14 protein-coding genes and 1 other RNA gene are annotated in these 16685 nt (G+C 61.7%); 13 read left to right on the forward strand and 2 right to left on the reverse strand.

The features are described from left to right. Positions 1-42: 42 nt before the first annotated feature. Positions 43-633 carry an anthranilate synthase component II gene (locus tag ACYU8T_RS03225; protein WP_097091964.1) on the reverse strand — a complete coding sequence of 197 codons (591 nt, stop codon included), beginning with the start codon at positions 631-633 and terminating at the stop codon, positions 43-45. 118 nt (positions 634-751) lie between these two features. Here ACYU8T_RS03225 and ACYU8T_RS03230 point away from each other — a divergent pair, with 118 nt between their 5' ends. The 7 genes from ACYU8T_RS03230 to ACYU8T_RS03260 all read left to right on the forward strand — a co-directional run bounded on the left by ACYU8T_RS03230 (position 752) and on the right by ACYU8T_RS03260 (position 8963). Further along, positions 752-1153, forward strand: a complete 402-nt coding sequence (locus ACYU8T_RS03230; RefSeq protein WP_097091963.1) for a DUF6766 family protein — start codon at positions 752-754, stop codon at positions 1151-1153. A gap of 66 nt (positions 1154-1219) precedes the next feature. Continuing rightward, positions 1220-1732, forward strand: coding sequence for a hemerythrin domain-containing protein (locus ACYU8T_RS03235; RefSeq protein ID WP_461158495.1), 513 nt, complete (start codon positions 1220-1222; stop codon positions 1730-1732). A 4-nt stretch (positions 1733-1736) separates the two neighbouring features. Beyond that, positions 1737-2080: a transfer-messenger RNA gene (ssrA, locus tag ACYU8T_RS03240) on the forward strand. 304 nt (positions 2081-2384) lie between these two features. Then, positions 2385-2768, forward strand: a complete 384-nt coding sequence (locus ACYU8T_RS03245) for a tetratricopeptide repeat protein (RefSeq protein ID WP_461158496.1) — start codon at positions 2385-2387, stop codon at positions 2766-2768. Positions 2769-3025: 257 nt separating this feature from the next. Then, positions 3026-4612, forward strand: coding sequence for a hypothetical protein (locus ACYU8T_RS03250; protein WP_461158497.1), 1587 nt, complete (start codon positions 3026-3028; stop codon positions 4610-4612). Between the two features lie 90 nt (positions 4613-4702). After that, positions 4703-7405, forward strand: coding sequence for a TonB-dependent receptor domain-containing protein (locus ACYU8T_RS03255; RefSeq protein WP_201514599.1), 2703 nt, complete (start codon positions 4703-4705; stop codon positions 7403-7405). A 121-nt stretch (positions 7406-7526) separates the two neighbouring features. Further along, the gene (locus ACYU8T_RS03260; protein ID WP_461158498.1) at positions 7527-8963 is read left to right on the forward strand and encodes a CYTH and CHAD domain-containing protein; all 1437 of its coding nucleotides are present in this window, start codon (positions 7527-7529) and stop codon (positions 8961-8963) included. On the opposite strand, the gene ACYU8T_RS03265 is transcribed toward ACYU8T_RS03260, so the two are convergent. Further along, complete coding sequence (locus ACYU8T_RS03265; protein ID WP_236574974.1) at positions 8960-9613, reverse strand: prolyl hydroxylase family protein; 654 nt, start codon at positions 9611-9613, stop codon at positions 8960-8962. The two genes, ACYU8T_RS03260 and ACYU8T_RS03265, sit on opposite strands and share 4 nt — an antisense overlap. Positions 9614-9783: 170 nt before the next feature. Between ACYU8T_RS03265 and ACYU8T_RS03270 the strand changes: the two genes are divergently transcribed. Genes ACYU8T_RS03270 through ACYU8T_RS03295 form a run of 6 tightly spaced genes read left to right on the forward strand, consistent with a single transcriptional unit; the run spans position 9784 to position 16587 of the window. Continuing rightward, the gene (locus ACYU8T_RS03270) at positions 9784-10608 is read left to right on the forward strand and encodes a type II secretion system protein N (protein WP_201514596.1); all 825 of its coding nucleotides are present in this window, start codon (positions 9784-9786) and stop codon (positions 10606-10608) included. Beyond that, positions 10605-12806 (forward strand): type II secretion system secretin GspD, encoded by a 2202-nt coding sequence (gene gspD, locus ACYU8T_RS03275; RefSeq protein WP_461158499.1) that lies wholly within the window; start codon positions 10605-10607, stop codon positions 12804-12806. Before ACYU8T_RS03270 ends, gspD begins: the two co-directional genes overlap by 4 nt. Then, on the forward strand, positions 12803-14344 hold the full coding sequence (gspE, locus tag ACYU8T_RS03280) for a type II secretion system ATPase GspE (protein ID WP_461158500.1): 1542 nt from the start codon (positions 12803-12805) through the stop codon (positions 14342-14344). The genes gspD and gspE overlap by 4 nt, the downstream gene beginning before the upstream one ends. Beyond that, a complete protein-coding gene (gene gspF / locus ACYU8T_RS03285; protein ID WP_097091954.1) occupies positions 14337-15554 on the forward strand; it encodes a type II secretion system inner membrane protein GspF in 1218 nt (405 codons plus the stop codon). The genes gspE and gspF overlap by 8 nt, the downstream gene beginning before the upstream one ends. A 9-nt stretch (positions 15555-15563) precedes the next feature. Beyond that, on the forward strand, positions 15564-16130 hold the full coding sequence (gene gspG, locus ACYU8T_RS03290; RefSeq protein ID WP_461158501.1) for a type II secretion system major pseudopilin GspG: 567 nt from the start codon (positions 15564-15566) through the stop codon (positions 16128-16130). After that, on the forward strand, positions 16102-16587 hold the full coding sequence (locus ACYU8T_RS03295; RefSeq protein ID WP_461158502.1) for a GspH/FimT family pseudopilin: 486 nt from the start codon (positions 16102-16104) through the stop codon (positions 16585-16587). Before gspG ends, ACYU8T_RS03295 begins: the two co-directional genes overlap by 29 nt. Positions 16588-16685: the final 98 nt, after the last annotated feature.

The raw sequence follows: 16685 nt of genomic DNA on the forward strand, positions 1-16685 counted from the left end.
GTAGGGGAAAGTCGTCGTGCCTGCCGCTGTGGGCCGCGAAATTCAGGCGGCAGCGCGCTCCCGGACCGGAATGCCGGCGATGCGCATGAAGTTGGCCAGCATGTCATGCCCATATTCCGTCGCGATGCTTTCCGGGTGGAATTGGACCGAGTGGATGGGGAGGCTCTGGTGACGGAAGCCCATGACGGAGCCATCCTCGCTAGTCGCATTGACGACGAGGTTATCGGGAATGTCTTCCACGATAAGCGAGTGATAGCGGGTGGCGGTGAAGGGTGATGGGATGCCCGTAAAGAGCCCGCTGCCGTCATGGGTGACGGGCGACGTCTTGCCATGCATCAGGCCGCCGCGAACGACTTGGCCCCCGAAATGCTGTCCGATCGCCTGATGGCCGAGGCATACGCCGAGCAGCGGTGAGCCTGCATCAGCGCAAGCAGCTACCAGGTCGAGGCTGACCCCTGCTTCATTCGGGGTGCAAGGGCCGGGCGAAAGCAGGAACGCGCTGGCGCCGCTGGACAGCGCCTGGCCTGCGGAGATGGCGTCGTTGCGAACGACATCAACCTCGGCGCCCAGTTCCATGAGGTAATGGACCAGGTTCCAGGTGAAGCTGTCGTAATTGTCGATGACGAGGATCATGGGATGAGGGCTATAAAGATTGAAGTGCGCTGGGCCAATCGGAATCAGTCCGCCAGCGCGTTGAACCTGTGTGCGGCCTTTGCGTTGTCCTTCCGAAACGAAAATGAGGGAAGGTCGTATGAAACGCTATGCCTATGGTTGGATCACGGCCCTGTTTTTCCTGGTGTCGATCGCGGGGCACTGGCTGTTTGGCTGGTGGGCCTATGTCGATGAGGCTCGATCGCATGGGCAGGTGCCTGAGTTGGCGTCCTATGCCGTCGAGATGGGGCGGGATACGTTCGAGAATTGGCAATCAGAATTTCTGCAGTTGATCTGGCAGGTCGTTGGCCTCGCCTATTTCCTTTATGTGGGATCGCCTGCTTCGAAAGAAAATGACGATCGGCTTGAAGCCAAGGTTGACGAGCTGCTGAAGATCGCTGGCGGCAAGGATGCCGAGCAGCTGATCCGCGAAATCGATGATCGTTATCTGCGTGCCGGCGGGCATGCGAAGCCGCACGGCCATGATGTGGGGCGAGAATGACTTGCAACGGGAACCGGGCCGCACCTCAGCCGCTTTCTCGCAATATCGTTCGTGAGGAGGACAGAGATGGCCAAAGCTGAGTTTACCGACGCGATCGCCCTGTTGAAAGCCGATCACCGCAAGGTCGAGGAATTGTTCGAGCAGTTTGAAAAGGCGAAGGCTGCGAACCGTAAGCAGGAAATCGCGCGTCAGATTTGCACGGAACTGAAGATCCACACGATGATCGAGGAGGAGATTTTCTACCCTGCTTTCCGCGGGAGGATCGAGGACGACACGCTGGATGAAGCCTATGTCGAGCATGACGGGGCCAAGGTGCTGGTCAACGACATCGAGGCCGGATCGCCCGAAGACGATTTCTACGACGCCAAGGTCACGGTGCTGTCCGAAGAGATCAAACATCATGTGAAGGAAGAGGAGCGGCAGTCCGACGGCATGTTCGCGCAGTGCCGCAAGACGGATGTAGATCTGGTGGCGTTGCGGGACCAGATGATGGCCCGCAAGCAGGAATTGATGGTGCAGGCGAAGGCGAGCGGTTTGCCCGTGGCGAAGCCCAAGGCCGTGCATCTGGTCGCCGCCTGATCCGGCAGTTGAAAAAGCCGGCGCATTATCCCATATACGTCGGTGCCGGGTTCGCCCGGCTATGGTGATAAATTGTGTCGTGCAATAGGCGCAGCGGACCCGGGGGCAGTACCCGGCGGCTCCACCACATGTCCCGCATTCCGGGGTGTCTGACGGGGCCGAACTAGGATCGACGTGTGTTGAAAAGCGATGTTTTCACCCGGCCTGAGTAAGCCGTAAAAATGTTCAAAACACGTAAGTGCCAACGATAACGAGGCTCTTGCTCTTGCTGCGTAATTGATGGCCTCGCGGCCAGACATTACTCAAAAAGAACGCGGTTGAACCCACCGGGCAACAGAAGGGAATTCAGCGGCTTCCGGAGGAGCCGGGCAACAGAATCCTCCGGACCTTCCCTGATCGTCTGACCTTCATCATCTCGCCAATGAGCGGACGGCATTGTCGTGCGAAATGCTGTTCACCGCATATGCCCGAATCGGGGCGGCGCAACGGAGACATTGCGATTACACTTTTATGACAGTTGTGCGAAAATCTTATAACATGCTGAAATAGCGGGAATAAAATTCCTTTATCATGTCCTTTCAGTCAGTTGTAGTCCTGTCATCAAGATGAAATAATCCCGGCTATTGTAGAAGGTTTTTTCGGGAGAAATCGGATGGTGAGAATGGCGGCGATAGTTGGGCTGGCGCTGGCGGCAAGCATATCCAACGCTGCTGCGGCAGCGTCTGATGAAGTCGTGGTCGTCGGCGTGCCGGACGGCCGATTGGCCGCTTCCGCGCTGATAGCGAGAGATTATGAAAAAGCGGCCCGCCGATTGGCGCCTATGTGGCCGGAAGGCGCAAATGATCCTGCTCGCCTCATCAACCTGGGCAACGCCTATGCAGGGCTGGGTAGAATGAAGGATGCGCGCGAGGCATATCGTTCGGCGCGCTTTGCTCCCGAGTCCACTCTGCTGCTCGCCAACGGTGAAGCGGCATCGTCGCGCGACGTTGCGCGTCGCGCGCTCGGTCGCCTGGAAGCGAGCTACGCCATGCGCTGAGGCTTCGGTCTCTGCTGAGGGAGAAAGCGTCGTCCGCAAGGGTGACGCTTTTCTTTACGCGGGCCTCTTCGCTAAATTGCAACAATAGTCTTCGAAATGTCATTTTAAAGTCACGCTTTCGTCACTGAAGCAAAATGCGCCTGTCATCTGCCACCCTTAGCTGCCGCGATTGAGGGCGGCAGGGGGCGTTGTCCGATTCGAAAATCCCCTTCGCTCCGCATTCAATCACAAACCGGCGACGCCGGAGCGGAGACGACATGGTCAAGACTAATCGCATCACTAGCATCCTGATGGCGGGCTGCGCCTGCGCCGCGCTGAGCGCTTGCGGCGCCGACGACATCGCATCGCCGGGCGAAGGAACCATCGTCCTTCCCGCTCCGACGCCGACTCCCGCGCCGGGTACGCCTACGCCCACGCCGGGCGTCGTGACCCCGGCCGCGAACTGTCCGAGCATTGCAGGATCTGACCAGCTGACTGATCTAGGCACGATTTCCAACGGTACGAGCACCTGGCGCAATTGCGGCTTCCCGGCGCGCTTCAACAGCTCAACCGCGATCGCGAAGGTTGCGGGCGTCGTCTATTCTATGCCGGGTCGCGTCGATGTAGGCACCGATCAGGGCGCGGCGAGCACCAACACCGCCGTGACGCTCAGCATTGATCCGGGCGTCGTCATCTTCGCTGGCACTGGCAACACCTTCCTGGCGGTCAATCGCGGCAACAAGATCAATGCGGTTGGCACCGCATCGCAGCCGATCATCTTCACCAGCCGTGAAAACGTTCTGGGCACCGCCACTGATCAATCGTCGGGTCAGTGGGGCGGCGTCGTGCTGCTTGGCCGCGCGAAGATCACGGACTGTCTGGCTCCCGCTGCTGCTGCGGGCACCACGGCCTGTGAACGCGACACGGAAGGCGCGAGCAACGCCCTGTATGGCGGCGCGAACGACGCCGACAGCTCGGGCCGCATGAGCTATGTGCAGATCCGCTATTCCGGGTTCGTCCTTTCGGGTTCCAGCGAGCTTCAGGGCCTGACCCCTTCGGGCGTTGGCACCGGTACACAGCTTGACCACATCCAGGTCCACAACAGCTCCGACGATGGTATCGAAATCTTTGGCGGCAGCGTCCATCCTCGCTACTTGGTGCTAACCGGCAACGAAGACGACAATCTGGACACTGACGTTGGTTTCCGCGGCACGGTTCAGTATCTGCTGAGCGTCCAGCGCGAAGGCAATAACATCGGCGACAGCTTCCTTGAGACCGACTCCAACGGCGGGTCGGCGTCGAACAACGGCGAAGACGTGCTGCCGCGCCAGTATCTGAAGGTCGCAAACTTCACGGCCATTAATCGTTCGACCACTGGCTCGAACGGCTCGGCGATGCTGCTGCGCGGCGGTGCTGACTTGACGCTGGTGAACGGCCTGATCGTCAGCCCCACCCAGACCTGCCTGCGCATCGACAGCGCCACGACGGTTCGCGATGCTGACACGGCTCTGCAGGATGCAGGCAAGCCGCGCTACATCTCCGTTTCGATGCAGTGCCTGCCGGCAACGCCCTACAAGGGTAACAACGGCGTGACCGCAGCAGTGGTCCAGTCGATCTTCGAAGCCGGCCCAAACAGCACGATCAGCTACACCCCGTCGCTGACCAGCCTGTTCATCAACGGTGCGACTGAAACGGCGCGTCCGGCGACCGATCCCAAGACGATCGATGCCGCTTTCACCACGACCAACTATGTCGGCGCGGTCAAGGACAGCAATGACACCTGGTATGCCGGTTGGACCTGCAACTCCGTGACGGCGAGCTTCGGCAGCGCCAGCGGCAATTGCACGGCCATTCCGACGACCTGATCTGACCTGACCTCAACAGGGGCGGGGGAGCGTGCAACGGCGCTTCCCCGCCCTCTTTGCAAAGAATTTCATCCCAAGGGGACCTAAGCCATGTCGAAGCCGCTCAGCCTGGCTCGCCTGCTGCTCATTACATCCGCGCTGTCCGCTCCGTCGGTGATGGCGCAGACCTCAACCGGTTCGACGCCCTCGGCAAGCGATTCCGCTCCGACGTCCGGCGTTCCGAGCGCTTCGGAAGAAGCCGACGCGCAGTCCGGCAATGTCGACGTCTCGATCCCTGGTTCCGATATCGTAGTGACCGGCCGCCGGACAACCAATGTGTCGCGGGCAGCGCCGCAGGTCGTGAACGTCCTGTCGGCCGCAGACATCAAGCGCACCGGCGAAGGCGACATTGCGGGTTCCTTGCAGCGCGTCACCGGCCTGTCGGTCGTGTCGGGCGGCTATGTCTATGTGCGCGGCCTTGGTGACCGCTATTCGCTGGCGCTGCTGAACGGTTCTCCGCTGCCCAGCCCCGAACCGCTCAAGCGCGTCGTCCCGCTCGACATCTTCCCGACGAGTGTGATCGCTTCGACATTGGTTCAGAAGAGCTTTTCCGCGAACTTCCCCGGCGAGTTCGGTGGCGGCGTCATCAACCTGACGACTAAGGCCATTCCGGTCGAAAGTTTCCTGGAAATCGGCGTCGGCAGCTCGGCGAACACGGAAACATCGGGTCAGCTTGGCTACACCCATTATGGCAGCAAGTCCGACTGGACCGGCTTTGATGACGGCACCCGCGACGTGCCGGGGCTCCTTGTCAACGCCATCAACAGCGGCACGCCATTCTCCAACATTCCACGCGCGGACCTGCGCGCGATTGCGACCCAGTTCCAGAACAGCAACACCTCTGTCGTGCAGCGCACGAACAGCTTGCCGTTCAACTTTTCCGCTTCGATCAACGGCGGCACCGCTTTCGATGTCGGCAGTGATGGCCGCTTTGGCGTTCTTGTCACCGCATCCTATAGCAACAAGTGGCGGACGCGTGAAAACCTGCAGCAGGCGTCGCTGGATGTCGCCGCAGGCGCGGGCCGCAATTACAACCAGATCAGCACTGAAAATGATGTAACGGTCAATGGCCTGCTGGGCTTTGGCCTTGAACTCGGCAATCAGAAGCTCCGCTGGACCAACGTCTATATCCGCGACACGCTGAAACGCAGCGCTCTGGCGATCGGCCAGAATGACGGCCAGATTCAGGGTGCGGATTATCTCAACCAGCAGACCGGCTGGTATGAGCGGCAGCTGATCGACACGCAGCTGGTTGGCGAATTCAAGCTGAGCGACGCGCTGAGCCTGGATGTGCGCGGCGGCTATGCCAACTCGCAACGGGAAGCGCCCTATGAGCGCGAGTTCGAATATGTCCGCACCAACCGCGATCTGGCAGTCGATCCTGTTGGAGACCGCTTCGTCAACGCGCTCAATCGCCAGCGCGGCGACGCTTCGATCACCTTCAGCGACTTGAATGAAAATCTGTGGTCGGCTGGTTGGGATCTCAGCTACAAATTCTCGCGCGATGTGTCGGCGACGGTCGGTTATGCGTTCAGCGACACGAAGCGCCGCTCATCGCGCTATGAGCTGCATTTCGACGCCACCAACCTGCCGGTGCCGGTGCAGCAGTTGCGCCCTGACTATCTGCTGTCGGACGCGTCGATCCAGCTGTTCGACATCAGCCTGCTGGAATTTTCGGGCAATTATCCCGTCTATGACGCGGCGCTGCGTACCCATGCAGGCTATGCCCAGGTGAAGGCGTCGGTGCTGCCGGGTCTGTCGTTCGACGCTGGTGTCCGCTATGAAAAGGGGCGGCAGTCCGTGACCGGCGTCGATGTTTACAGCACCGGCGTGACGCCGTTCAACCAGATCCGAAAAGACTATTGGTTGCCCGCTGTTACCGTCACCCTTGAAGCGGCGAAGGACCTGCAATTCCGGGTGAGTGGATCGAAGACCATCGCTCGGCCGCAGTTCCGCGAATTGATCGCCCAACCCTATCTGGACACCGAGTCCAACCGCTTCTTCCGCGGCAATCCTTTCCTGCAAGACAGCGAGTTGTGGAACGGCGATATCCGTGCAGAATGGTATATTGGGCGTGAAGAACGGCTGACAGCCGCTGCCTTCTACAAGAAGATCAAGAACCCCATCGAAACCTTCACGACGATCACCGACACCTATGCGGTGACGACCAGCTTCGCCAACGCACCCGAAGCGCAGCTGTACGGCGCGGAGTTCGAGGCGCAGAAATATCTGCCGCTCGATGGCTGGTCGAACTCGCCGTTTTTTCAGACGCGTCGGATCGTCCTGATCGGCAATTACACCTATACCCAGTCGAAACTGAAGGTGAGTGAGGGGGATACGACCATCCCTTATAGCTACACGACGGGCCCTTTGCCTGCCGCGTCGGACTATTTCCAAGATGGCGCTCCGCTGACCGGTCAGTCGGACCATCTGGTGAACTTCCAGATCGGGCTAGAGGATACGGACAGGCTGTCGCAGCAGACGCTGTTGCTCACCTATGCCAGCCCCCGCGTCACAAGCCGTGGACCCAATCTTCAGCCTGACATCAAGGAAAAGCCGGGCTTGACGCTGGACTTCGTCGCGCGTCAGGGCGTGACCCTGCCGGGTGGGGTGAAGAGCGAGTTCAAGTTTGAAGCGCGCAACATCACCGGTCGCAAGTTCCAGGAGTTTCAACAGCTTGGCGGCAACAAGGTGTTCTACAACCGCTACAAGATTGGGACCACCATCGCGGCTTCGCTCACCGTAGCCTTCTGATCTCATCGGCAATGTCGAAGCAAAGTGGCCGATTCGCATGGCGCGTCGGCCGCTTTGCCATTTACAGGGTTCGTGCGTTCTCCCGATCTGTGATAGCCGACCAAGGCAATCGGAGGCTGCGGTGAATCAGGAAGTCGAACTGAAACTGGAACTTTCGCGCGAAGCGGCGGATGCGTTTCAGCAACTGCCCCTGCTGCCGGAGGACGTCCAGCGGGTTGAACTTCGCGCCATCTATTTCGACACTCCTGATCGGCAGCTTCAAAAGTCGGGATATACGTTGCGGGTCCGAAAGTCGGGAAAGAAGCGCGTCCAGACGGTGAAGGCCGATGACGGCGGCCAGGGCGGCGGCATTTTTGCGCGCGCCGAATGGGAAATGCCTGTCGCCTCTGACGAGCCGGTGATCGATAGCCGTACGCCGCTTGCCGCTATCCTAGGCGATGCGGCGGAAATGGTCGAGCCTGCCTTCGAAGTCGAGGTCGAGCGGCGAACATGGATTGTGAAGGAAGGCGCGGCCGAGATCGAGCTTGTGCTCGACCGTGGATGGGTGCGCGCAGGCGAGCGGCAGGCGCCGATCTGTGAGGCCGAGCTGGAGATAAAGACCGGGGAGCCCGCCGGGTTATTTTCCTTGGCGCGCCATATTGAGGCAACCGTGCCGGTGCGGCTGGGGGTCGTGGCGAAATCCGAGAGGGGGTATCGGCTGCTTGCGTCGGCGCCTTCCTGCTTCAAGGCTGAACCGGTGACGCTGAACGCTGGCGCCAGTGCGCAAGGGGCGTTCGCAACGATCGTCCGGGCTTGTGTGCGGCAATATCGGCTGAACGAAGATCTGCTACTGGATCAGTATGATCCCAAGGCGCTGCACCAGGCGCGCGTGGCCGTTCGGCGGCTCCGTTCCGCCTTCACGCTGTTCAAGGCGGAGTTGGCGGATCAGGATGTCACGCGATTCCAGGAAGATTTGCGATGGTTGGCCAAGTTGCTGGGCGAAGCGCGCGACCTGGATGTGCTGATCGAGCGGATCAATCCCGGCGGTCTGCATGAGCAGATCAGCGAGGCCCGGGCAGTCGTCCATGGACGAGTGATCGAAACGCTCCATTCCCTTCGCGCGCGTACGCTGATGTTGGATATCGTGGAGTGGCTAACACTCTGTGGGGCTGACGGTAATGACGATGAGGGCGCGGAAGCATTTGCCGCCGACCGCTTGCAGCATTTCCATCATTGCGTGGTCAAACATGCGGCCCGCCTGGCCAAGCTGGACGATGAACATCGTCATGAAGTACGCAAGAAGGCAAAGAAGCTGCGCTACGCGGCAGAATTCTTCGCAAGCCTCTTCGCTGGCAAGAAGCAGCAGCGGCGTTATGGCCGCTATATCGAAGCGCTGGAAAATTTGCAGGATGAGTTGGGCGCGCTCAATGACCTTGCCAGCACAGGCACGATATTGGCGCGGCATGGGCTGCCGATCGATGCTGAACTGTTAGGCAGCGCGCGCAGCAAGAAGAAACTGTTGGCTGCGGCTGAGGACGCTTATGAGGCGCTGGCGGACATGAAGGGCTTTTGGCGCTAAGACTCCACCCAAATCTTTTCCCGATACCATTTGGTGATGATGTATTTGACGCCGCTGCGCACCTTCATCCCATGGTGCAGGCTGGCGTCATTACATCGGCCTGTTTCCAGACGATTGTTCCAGGCCAACAGCTTTCCGCTTTCCGGTTGCACCATTTTGCCGATCTTCACGAAACGGGTCGCGCCGCCCGCCGAAGGTTGATTGAGATAGACCATCAGCGTCCAGGTGCGGTTGCCGGAAAGGGAGCAGTAGCGCACGAAGTCCAGCCCGGCGGGATCGAAATAGTCGGTATGGGGCTTGAATTCCTGACCCACGGCATAGCGCTGTCCCTGGATTGGTTCTCCGAACGCCGGATCGATGCCCGCAAAGGCTGCGAGCTTTTCGTCGATTGCGGCAACAAACGGGTCCGCTGTGTCAAGATCGCAGGTCTCGCTGGTGCGGAAGGCCGTGTCACCATTGGCATCGGCGATGGTGGAGGGGCGACGGCGCGCTTCTATCCGCTCGATCAGCCCGGTGCACTCCTCCGCCGTCAGGAAGTCGCGCTGGATAAACAGCGTGAGGTCGCGGCTAGGCACCCGCTGCACGCGTGGATGTGAAGCGATCCATTTCGGGTCGGCATCGGCAGCTACAGGGATGGATGGGCTCCGCATGAGCGCTGCACTGGGCGAGTGATATGACATTTTTGCTACCGTCTGGCGCTCTAAATGCAAGCGCCGTCGCTTGCGGATTGCGCCTGTCATGGATAGGTCACATTTTTGTCATCCAGCAGTAAAAACAATTGCCTAGCAGCGCGGGGTGTCAAGGGGGATCACCAAGTTCCATGCGCGTGCCGTTTCGCAGTAACTTTCAGGGCCTTAGCAGCCGCCTGGCACCCATCGATTGGCTGCGGGTGGTCGAGAAGCTGTTGCTGGGGCTGCTGACGGTGCAGTGCGCGAGGCTGATCTGGCCGCTGCTGACGCCGGTCGGCAGCTTTGGTCCTTGGGAAGGGCGGCAGGCGCAGTTTCCGAATTTCGCTGCGCGTCAGGCGCTCTTCTCAAGCTTCGACCCCTTTTATCGCGCTGGTCCGCAACAACTGGCCAACGGCGGCGTGGTCACTTCGCTTGCGCTGACCGTCTATGGCATTCGGTTGAACGAGGGGTCTGGCCTTGGGTCGGCGATCATCGCTGGACCTGACGGCGTGCAGAACAGTTTTGCGGTGGGTGACGAGATATTGCCTGGCGTCCTGTTGAAGGCCGTGGCGTTCGATCATGTCACTATCGATCGCGGCGGCGCGGAAGAGCAGATATTCCTTGATCAATCCCAGCCCGCGCCCGCTGCTGCGCCGGGCGAAGGCGGCGCCGTTCCGGCACCGGCGGGCGGCATCGACAATCCCACGGCGGACGGGCTGAAGCGCGACATCGGCTTTGCGCCCCGCATGCAGAATGGGCGTATCACGGGCCTCTTCCTGACGGCCAGGGGACCCACTTTCCAGAACGCCGGTTTCCAGCCCGGCGATGTCATCACCCAGGTCGATGGACAGCCGGTCGGCTCGCCCAGCGACCTTCAGGCGCTGCAGGGCAAAATCATGCCCGGGGCGCGCATTTCCCTGGCCGTCGAGAGGGGCGCTGGCCTTTCGACGATCAACCTGACCCTGCAAGGCCAATGACCAGAAAACTCCTTCTTTCCGCTGCTACTGCCCTCGCGCTCGCGTCGCCCATGGGCGCGCCGGTCCTGGCCCAGCAGACGCTCAACGTCCGTGACGCTGACATCCGTGCCTTCATCCAGGACGCCGCGCGAGTGACAGGGCGTACCTTCATCATCGACAATCGGGTGCAGGGGAAGGTGTCGGTCGTCACCGACCGGCCGTTGTCGCGATCGGAATATTTCGAGATCTTCCTGTCGACCCTGCGCGCCAACGGCCTTGTGGCCGTGCCGGCGCCGGGTGGGGCCTATCGCATCCAGCCAGCCGATGGCGCGGCGGGCCAGCCCAGCGTGGTGGGGCGAGGGGCCAATCGCAACCAGTTCGTGACGGAGGTCTTCCGCCTGCGGTCGATCGACGCGGCAAGCGCGTTGGAGACCCTGCGGCCGCTGGTCAGCAAGGATGGGTCAGTGACAGCCAATCGCGCGGGCAACAGCGTGGTGGTGGCGGATTATGCCGACAATATCGGCCGCATTCGCCAAGTGCTGGCTCGGATCGACCGCGACACGGCGGCCACGCTGACCGTCACGCTGCGCAATGCGGGCGCGCGGGAAATCGCGACATCGCTTCAGGCGCTCGTACAAAGCAGTGGCGAAGGCGCGCAACGGGCGGCGACGATCGTGCCGATCGACAGCAGCAATTCGGTCGCGATCCGTGGCGATGCCGGGACGGTAGCGCGGCTGGCGCAAATGGCGCGCGACCTTGACCGGCAAGCGGCGAGCGGCACGGAAATCCGTGTTTACTGGCTGGAACATGCGGACGCCGAAAAGCTGCTGCCGGTGTTGCAGCAACTGGTGGGGCAATCGACCGGCTCTGCTGTGACATCGTCGGTCCCAGCGGTGACGGGGGCTCCATCGGCCGTGCCTCCAGCATCGGCCGCGCCTGCGGCGATGAACGCTGGCGGATCATCAGGCAGCGGCATTTCGACGCGCGGCCCAGCGATCGTCACTCGCTATGAAGGGGCGAATGCGATCATCGTCGCGGCCAACAGTGACGTGCAGCGCATGCTGGGCGAAACCATCCGACAGCTGGACACGCGGCGCGAGCAGGTATTGGTAGAGGCGATCATCGTCGAGATCAGCGACGCCGCCGCCAAGAAGCTGGGCGTGCAGTTCCTGATCGGCAGCACGAAGACGGGCTTTGCCGCGACCAACTATTCCAATGCTTCGCCCAATCTGTTGACGCTGGCGGGGGCGATTGGCGCGAACGAATTGGGGAAGACGACCACCACAACGGTGAATGGGGGCGTGACGACGACCACCACCACGACCGAGAACAGCCAGCTTGCAAGCACGTTGCAGCAGGCGGCAGTCGATAGCCTGATGAACGCGACCGGCGGCTTTGGTGGGGTTGCAACGCAGATCGGACGCAACGGCATCTTCGGCGCAATCATCAACGCTGTGCGATCCGACACGGACAGCAACATTCTGTCGACGCCCTCTGTCATGACCTTGGACAACCAGAAGGCGTCGATCCTGGTCGGGCAGCAGGTGCCGATCACCACCGGCGAAGCGCTGAGCCAGAATTTCGACAATCAGTTCCGTACGGTGCAGCGGCAGGATGTCGGCATCAAGCTGGAGGTGAAGCCGCAGATCAACACCGGCGGCGCGATCAAGCTGTTCCTGAAACAGGAAGTTTCGAGCGTCGCGGGGCCGGTTTCGAACAACAACAGCGACCTCATCATCAACAAGCGCGAGATCGAAACGACGGTCACGGTCGACGATGGCGAGATATTGGCACTGGGCGGACTGCTCGACGACAATGAGCGCAAAACGATCGAGCGTATTCCGCTACTGTCCGATATTCCGGGCCTTGGTGAGCTGTTCAAATCGCGCAGCAAGAGCCGGAGCAAGACGAACCTCATGGTCTTCATCCGCCCGACGATCCTGAGGTCGAAGGAAGATGCGCAGCGGCTGACGCAGCAACGCTATGGCTATGTGCGGAACATGCAGATGGCGCGCAATCCCGATGCCGAACCCAGCATCGATGAACTGGTGCGCGACTATATGGGCGCGACGCCGCCTGCGCCGATGCGGGCAGGCGATGCGGTGGTGCAGCCGGGAGCCGAGGCTCCGCCCCAGACACAGGTGATCGAGCCGACGATGCGGCAATCGAGCGGCGTAGTGCGGCCCGTGGACGTTCCGGCAAGTGGAGAACGACGGTGACGGACGCAGGCCCGCAAGAGAGCGAGCCCCTGCACCTTGCTCCGCGTGCCGTCGATATTCCCTATGTCTTCGCGCGCAAGCATGGCGTCGTCATGCTGCCGCTGGACGGCGAGCGGCTGATCATTGCCGTGCGCGAGGGGAGCGATCCGCGCGTACTGCTGGAGGTGCGGCGGCATCTGGCGCGGAGCTTTGACGTGCGGTTTGTCGATGGGCCGCAGTTCGATCGGCATTTGTCCGACCATTATGCGATGGAGGGCAGCGCGGCCGCCATGGCGGGTTCGCTGGAAGTCGGGGCGGACGAGCTGGACATATTGGCCGCCGATATTCCGACCGCTGACGATCTGCTCGACAGCGCGGATGACGCTCCTGCGATCCGCTTGATCAACGGCATCATCGCGGAGGCGGCGCGGCAGGGCGTTTCGGACATTCATATCGAGCCCTATGAAACGGGCTTGATCGTGCGGATGCGGATTGACGGCGTGCTGCGAGAGACTTTGCGGATGCCGCCGCATGTCGCGCCGGTCGTCGTGAGCCGCATCAAGGTGATGGCGCGTCTGGACATCGCCGAGCGGCGGGTGCCGCAGGATGGGCGCATCGGGCTGACGCTGGGCGGCAAGTTGCTGGACGTGCGCGTTTCGACGCTGCCGAGCCGGGCGGGAGAACGGGTTGTGCTGCGTATTCTCGACAAGGAGAATGCGGGGATGAACCTTGACCTGCTGGGCATGGCGGGGGCGGCGGACCGGATTTTTCGTGAAGGATTGCATGAACCGAACGGGATTATCCTGGTCACGGGTCCTACAGGGTCGGGCAAGACGACGACGCTTTATGCGGGTCTGAGACAGTTGAACGACGGGACGCGCAATATCCTGACCGTGGAGGACCCGGTCGAATATGCGGTCGAAGGGGTCGGGCAGACGCAGGTGAATGCGAAGGTGGGCCTGACCTTCGCGGCCGGGTTGCGGGCGATCCTGCGGCAAGACCCCGACGTGGTGATGGTCGGCGAAATTCGCGACCGGGAGACGGCGGAGATTGCCGTTCAGGCATCGCTGACGGGGCATCTGGTGCTATCGACCGTGCATACCAATGATGCGGTTGGCGCGATCACGCGGATGCGGGACATGCGGGTGGAGCCTTTCCTGCTCGCATCGACATTGCGCGCGGTGATTGCGCAGCGGCTGGTGCGGCGGCTGTGCCAGCATTGCCGCGAGCCGGTGCAGGCGGACAAGTCGGCGAGCGCACTCCTTGGTTTCGATCCCGGAACGATCATCTATCGGGCGCGGGGTTGCGAGCAGTGCAACGGAACCGGATACAAGGGCCGGATCGGGGTGTTCGAAGCGATCCGGGTGGACGACACGATCCGCCGCCTGATCAACGATGGCGGCGATGAATCCCTGATCGCGCGGCACGCTTTCCTGAACGCACCCAATCTGGGGTCTGCGGCGCGGGCATTGGTGCGCGACGGGCAGACCACGGCGGAAGAAGCCATTCGCGTGTCGCGGCGCGACGCGGCGGAGGTGGAAACCATCGCCGATGGCTGAGTTCGATTATCTGGTCATCGATCCGGCGGGCAAGGAACGCACCGGCAAGGTGAAGGCCGAGACGGTCGAGGATGCGCGGGCGAAGCTGGACGCGCGCAAACTGTTCATCGTGCGGATCGAGCCGGGCGTGGTGGAGAAGGCGGCCAGGCGCGCGGCCTTTTCCCTGCGCGCGCCGCGGCTGTCGGCCAAGGAATTGACGCTGTTCACGCGGCAGCTTTCGACGTTGATCCAGGTGAGCCCGCTGGAGGAATCGCTGCGGACGATCGGGCGGCAGAGCGAGCAGGAACATGTCCGCGCCATCGTCAGCAAGGTGCATTCGGGAGTGCTGGAAGGGCGGCGGCTGGCGGATGCCCTGGGCGCGGAGCCGAGGAGCTTCCCGGCGCTGTATCGGGCCATGATATCCGCGGGGGAAAGCTCCGGCAGCCTGCCGACGATCATGGAGCGCCTGTCCGACCTGATGGAGAGGCAGGCGGTGATCCGGTCCAAGGTGCTGACCGCGATTGCCTATCCAAGCGTGCTGGCGGCCTTTGCGGTGTGCGTGGTCGCGGCGCTGATGATCTTTGTCGTGCCCAAGGTGGTGGAGCAGTTCGACACGGTGGGGCAGGACCTGCCGCTGCTGACGCGAATGGTGATGGGGATTTCCGCTTTTCTTGCGGGCTATTGGTGGCTGCTGGCGATCCTGATCGCGGTGGGCGCTTTTGCCTTCTGGCGCGCCTTGAAGGTCGAAGCCTTCCGCTATCGATTTGACGCGACGTTGTTGCGGCTGCCGCTGCTGGGGCGGTTGATCCGCGACTTGCATGCGGCGCGCATGGCGCGGACCTTGTCGACGATGGTGGCAAGCCGCCTGCCATTGATGGAGGGTTTATCGCTCACCACGCAGACGGTGCATAATCGCGTGCTGCGGCAGGCTTCGGAAGAGATTGTCGAGGCCATTCGCGGTGGCGGCAGCCTGTCGGCGGCATTGCGGCGCGCGGGCGTGTTTCCGCCGCTGCTGGTCTATCTGGCGGCGAGCGGGGAGAGCGCGGGGCGGCTGGACACGATGCTGGAGCGGGCAGCCGATTATCTGGAGCGGGAGTTTGACAGCTTCACCTCCGCCGCGCTCGCCATGCTGGAGCCGGTGATCATCATATTGATGGGCGGGATCGTGGCGGTGATCATCTTGTCGATCCTGCTGCCTATCCTGCAATTGCAGAGCCTTACGGGGGCTTGAGGAGTGATTATGGAACAGTTTTTCCTCCGTCATTCCGGCGGAAGCCGGAATCCCACTGCTTCGTTGGATGTGCGGGATAATGCAGAAGAACAGCGGGATCCCGGCTTTCGCCGGGATGACGAAGTCAGGGAAGGTAGCGTTGTTGTCCTTCGACGTTCCGCCGAACACGGCTTCACCCTCGTCGAACTCATGGTGGTAATCGTCATCATCGGGTTGCTGGCAACGATCGTGGCGATCAACGTCATTCCGGCGACAGATACGGCGCGGGTCGAGAAGGCGAAGGCGGATATCGCGACGATCGAGCAGGCGCTGGAACAGTATCGACTTGATAATCTGAGCTATCCTTCGCAGGCGGATGGATTGCAGGCGCTGATCAACCCGCCTGCTTCACTGGCGCAGCCGCAACGGTATCGCCGGGGCGGCTATATCAAGAAGCTGCCGCAGGACCCGTGGGGCCGCGCCTATAATTATGTGGTGCCGGGGCGGAAGGGCGCGTTCGACATCAGTTCGCTGGGCGCGGACGGCCAGCCGGGCGGCGAGAGCGAGAATGCGGATATCTATTCCAGCGAGCTTTGAGGCCGAGAGCTCGTCTTCCGACGAGTGCGGTTTCACCTTGATCGAGCTGATGGTCGTGTTGACGATCATCGGCTTCATTTCGGCTGCTGTGGTGCTTGCCCTGCCGGACCCGCGTGGGCGGGTTGTCGAGGATGCCGATCGCTTTGCCGCGCGCGTTGCTGCCGCGCGCGACGAAGCGGTCGTGACCGCGCGGCCGATGGGGCTGTGGGTGTCCGCATCAGGCTATGGATTTCAGCGCCGCGATGGCGGGCAATGGGTGCCGGTGGAGGAGCAGCCGTTCGTGACGGCGAACTGGAAGTCGGGGACACGGGCGCTGCTTGGCAAGGACGGGCGGCAGCAGATTGGTTTTGATGGGACGGGGTTGCCGACCGATCCGATGACCGTGACCTTGGCGCGGGAGGCGGAGCGGATTTCGATTACCGTGGACATGGCTGGAAAGGTCATGGTCGGTGGGTAGCTTTGGCCGATATTTGGCTCATGTCGGCCTGCAAAGCGCTATTTTCTGCGCTCCGGTGCTCACGTACCTTAGAGTACGCTGCGCTCCGGTGCTCAAAA

Source organism: Sphingobium sp. TomMM35A, from assembly GCF_054771735.1.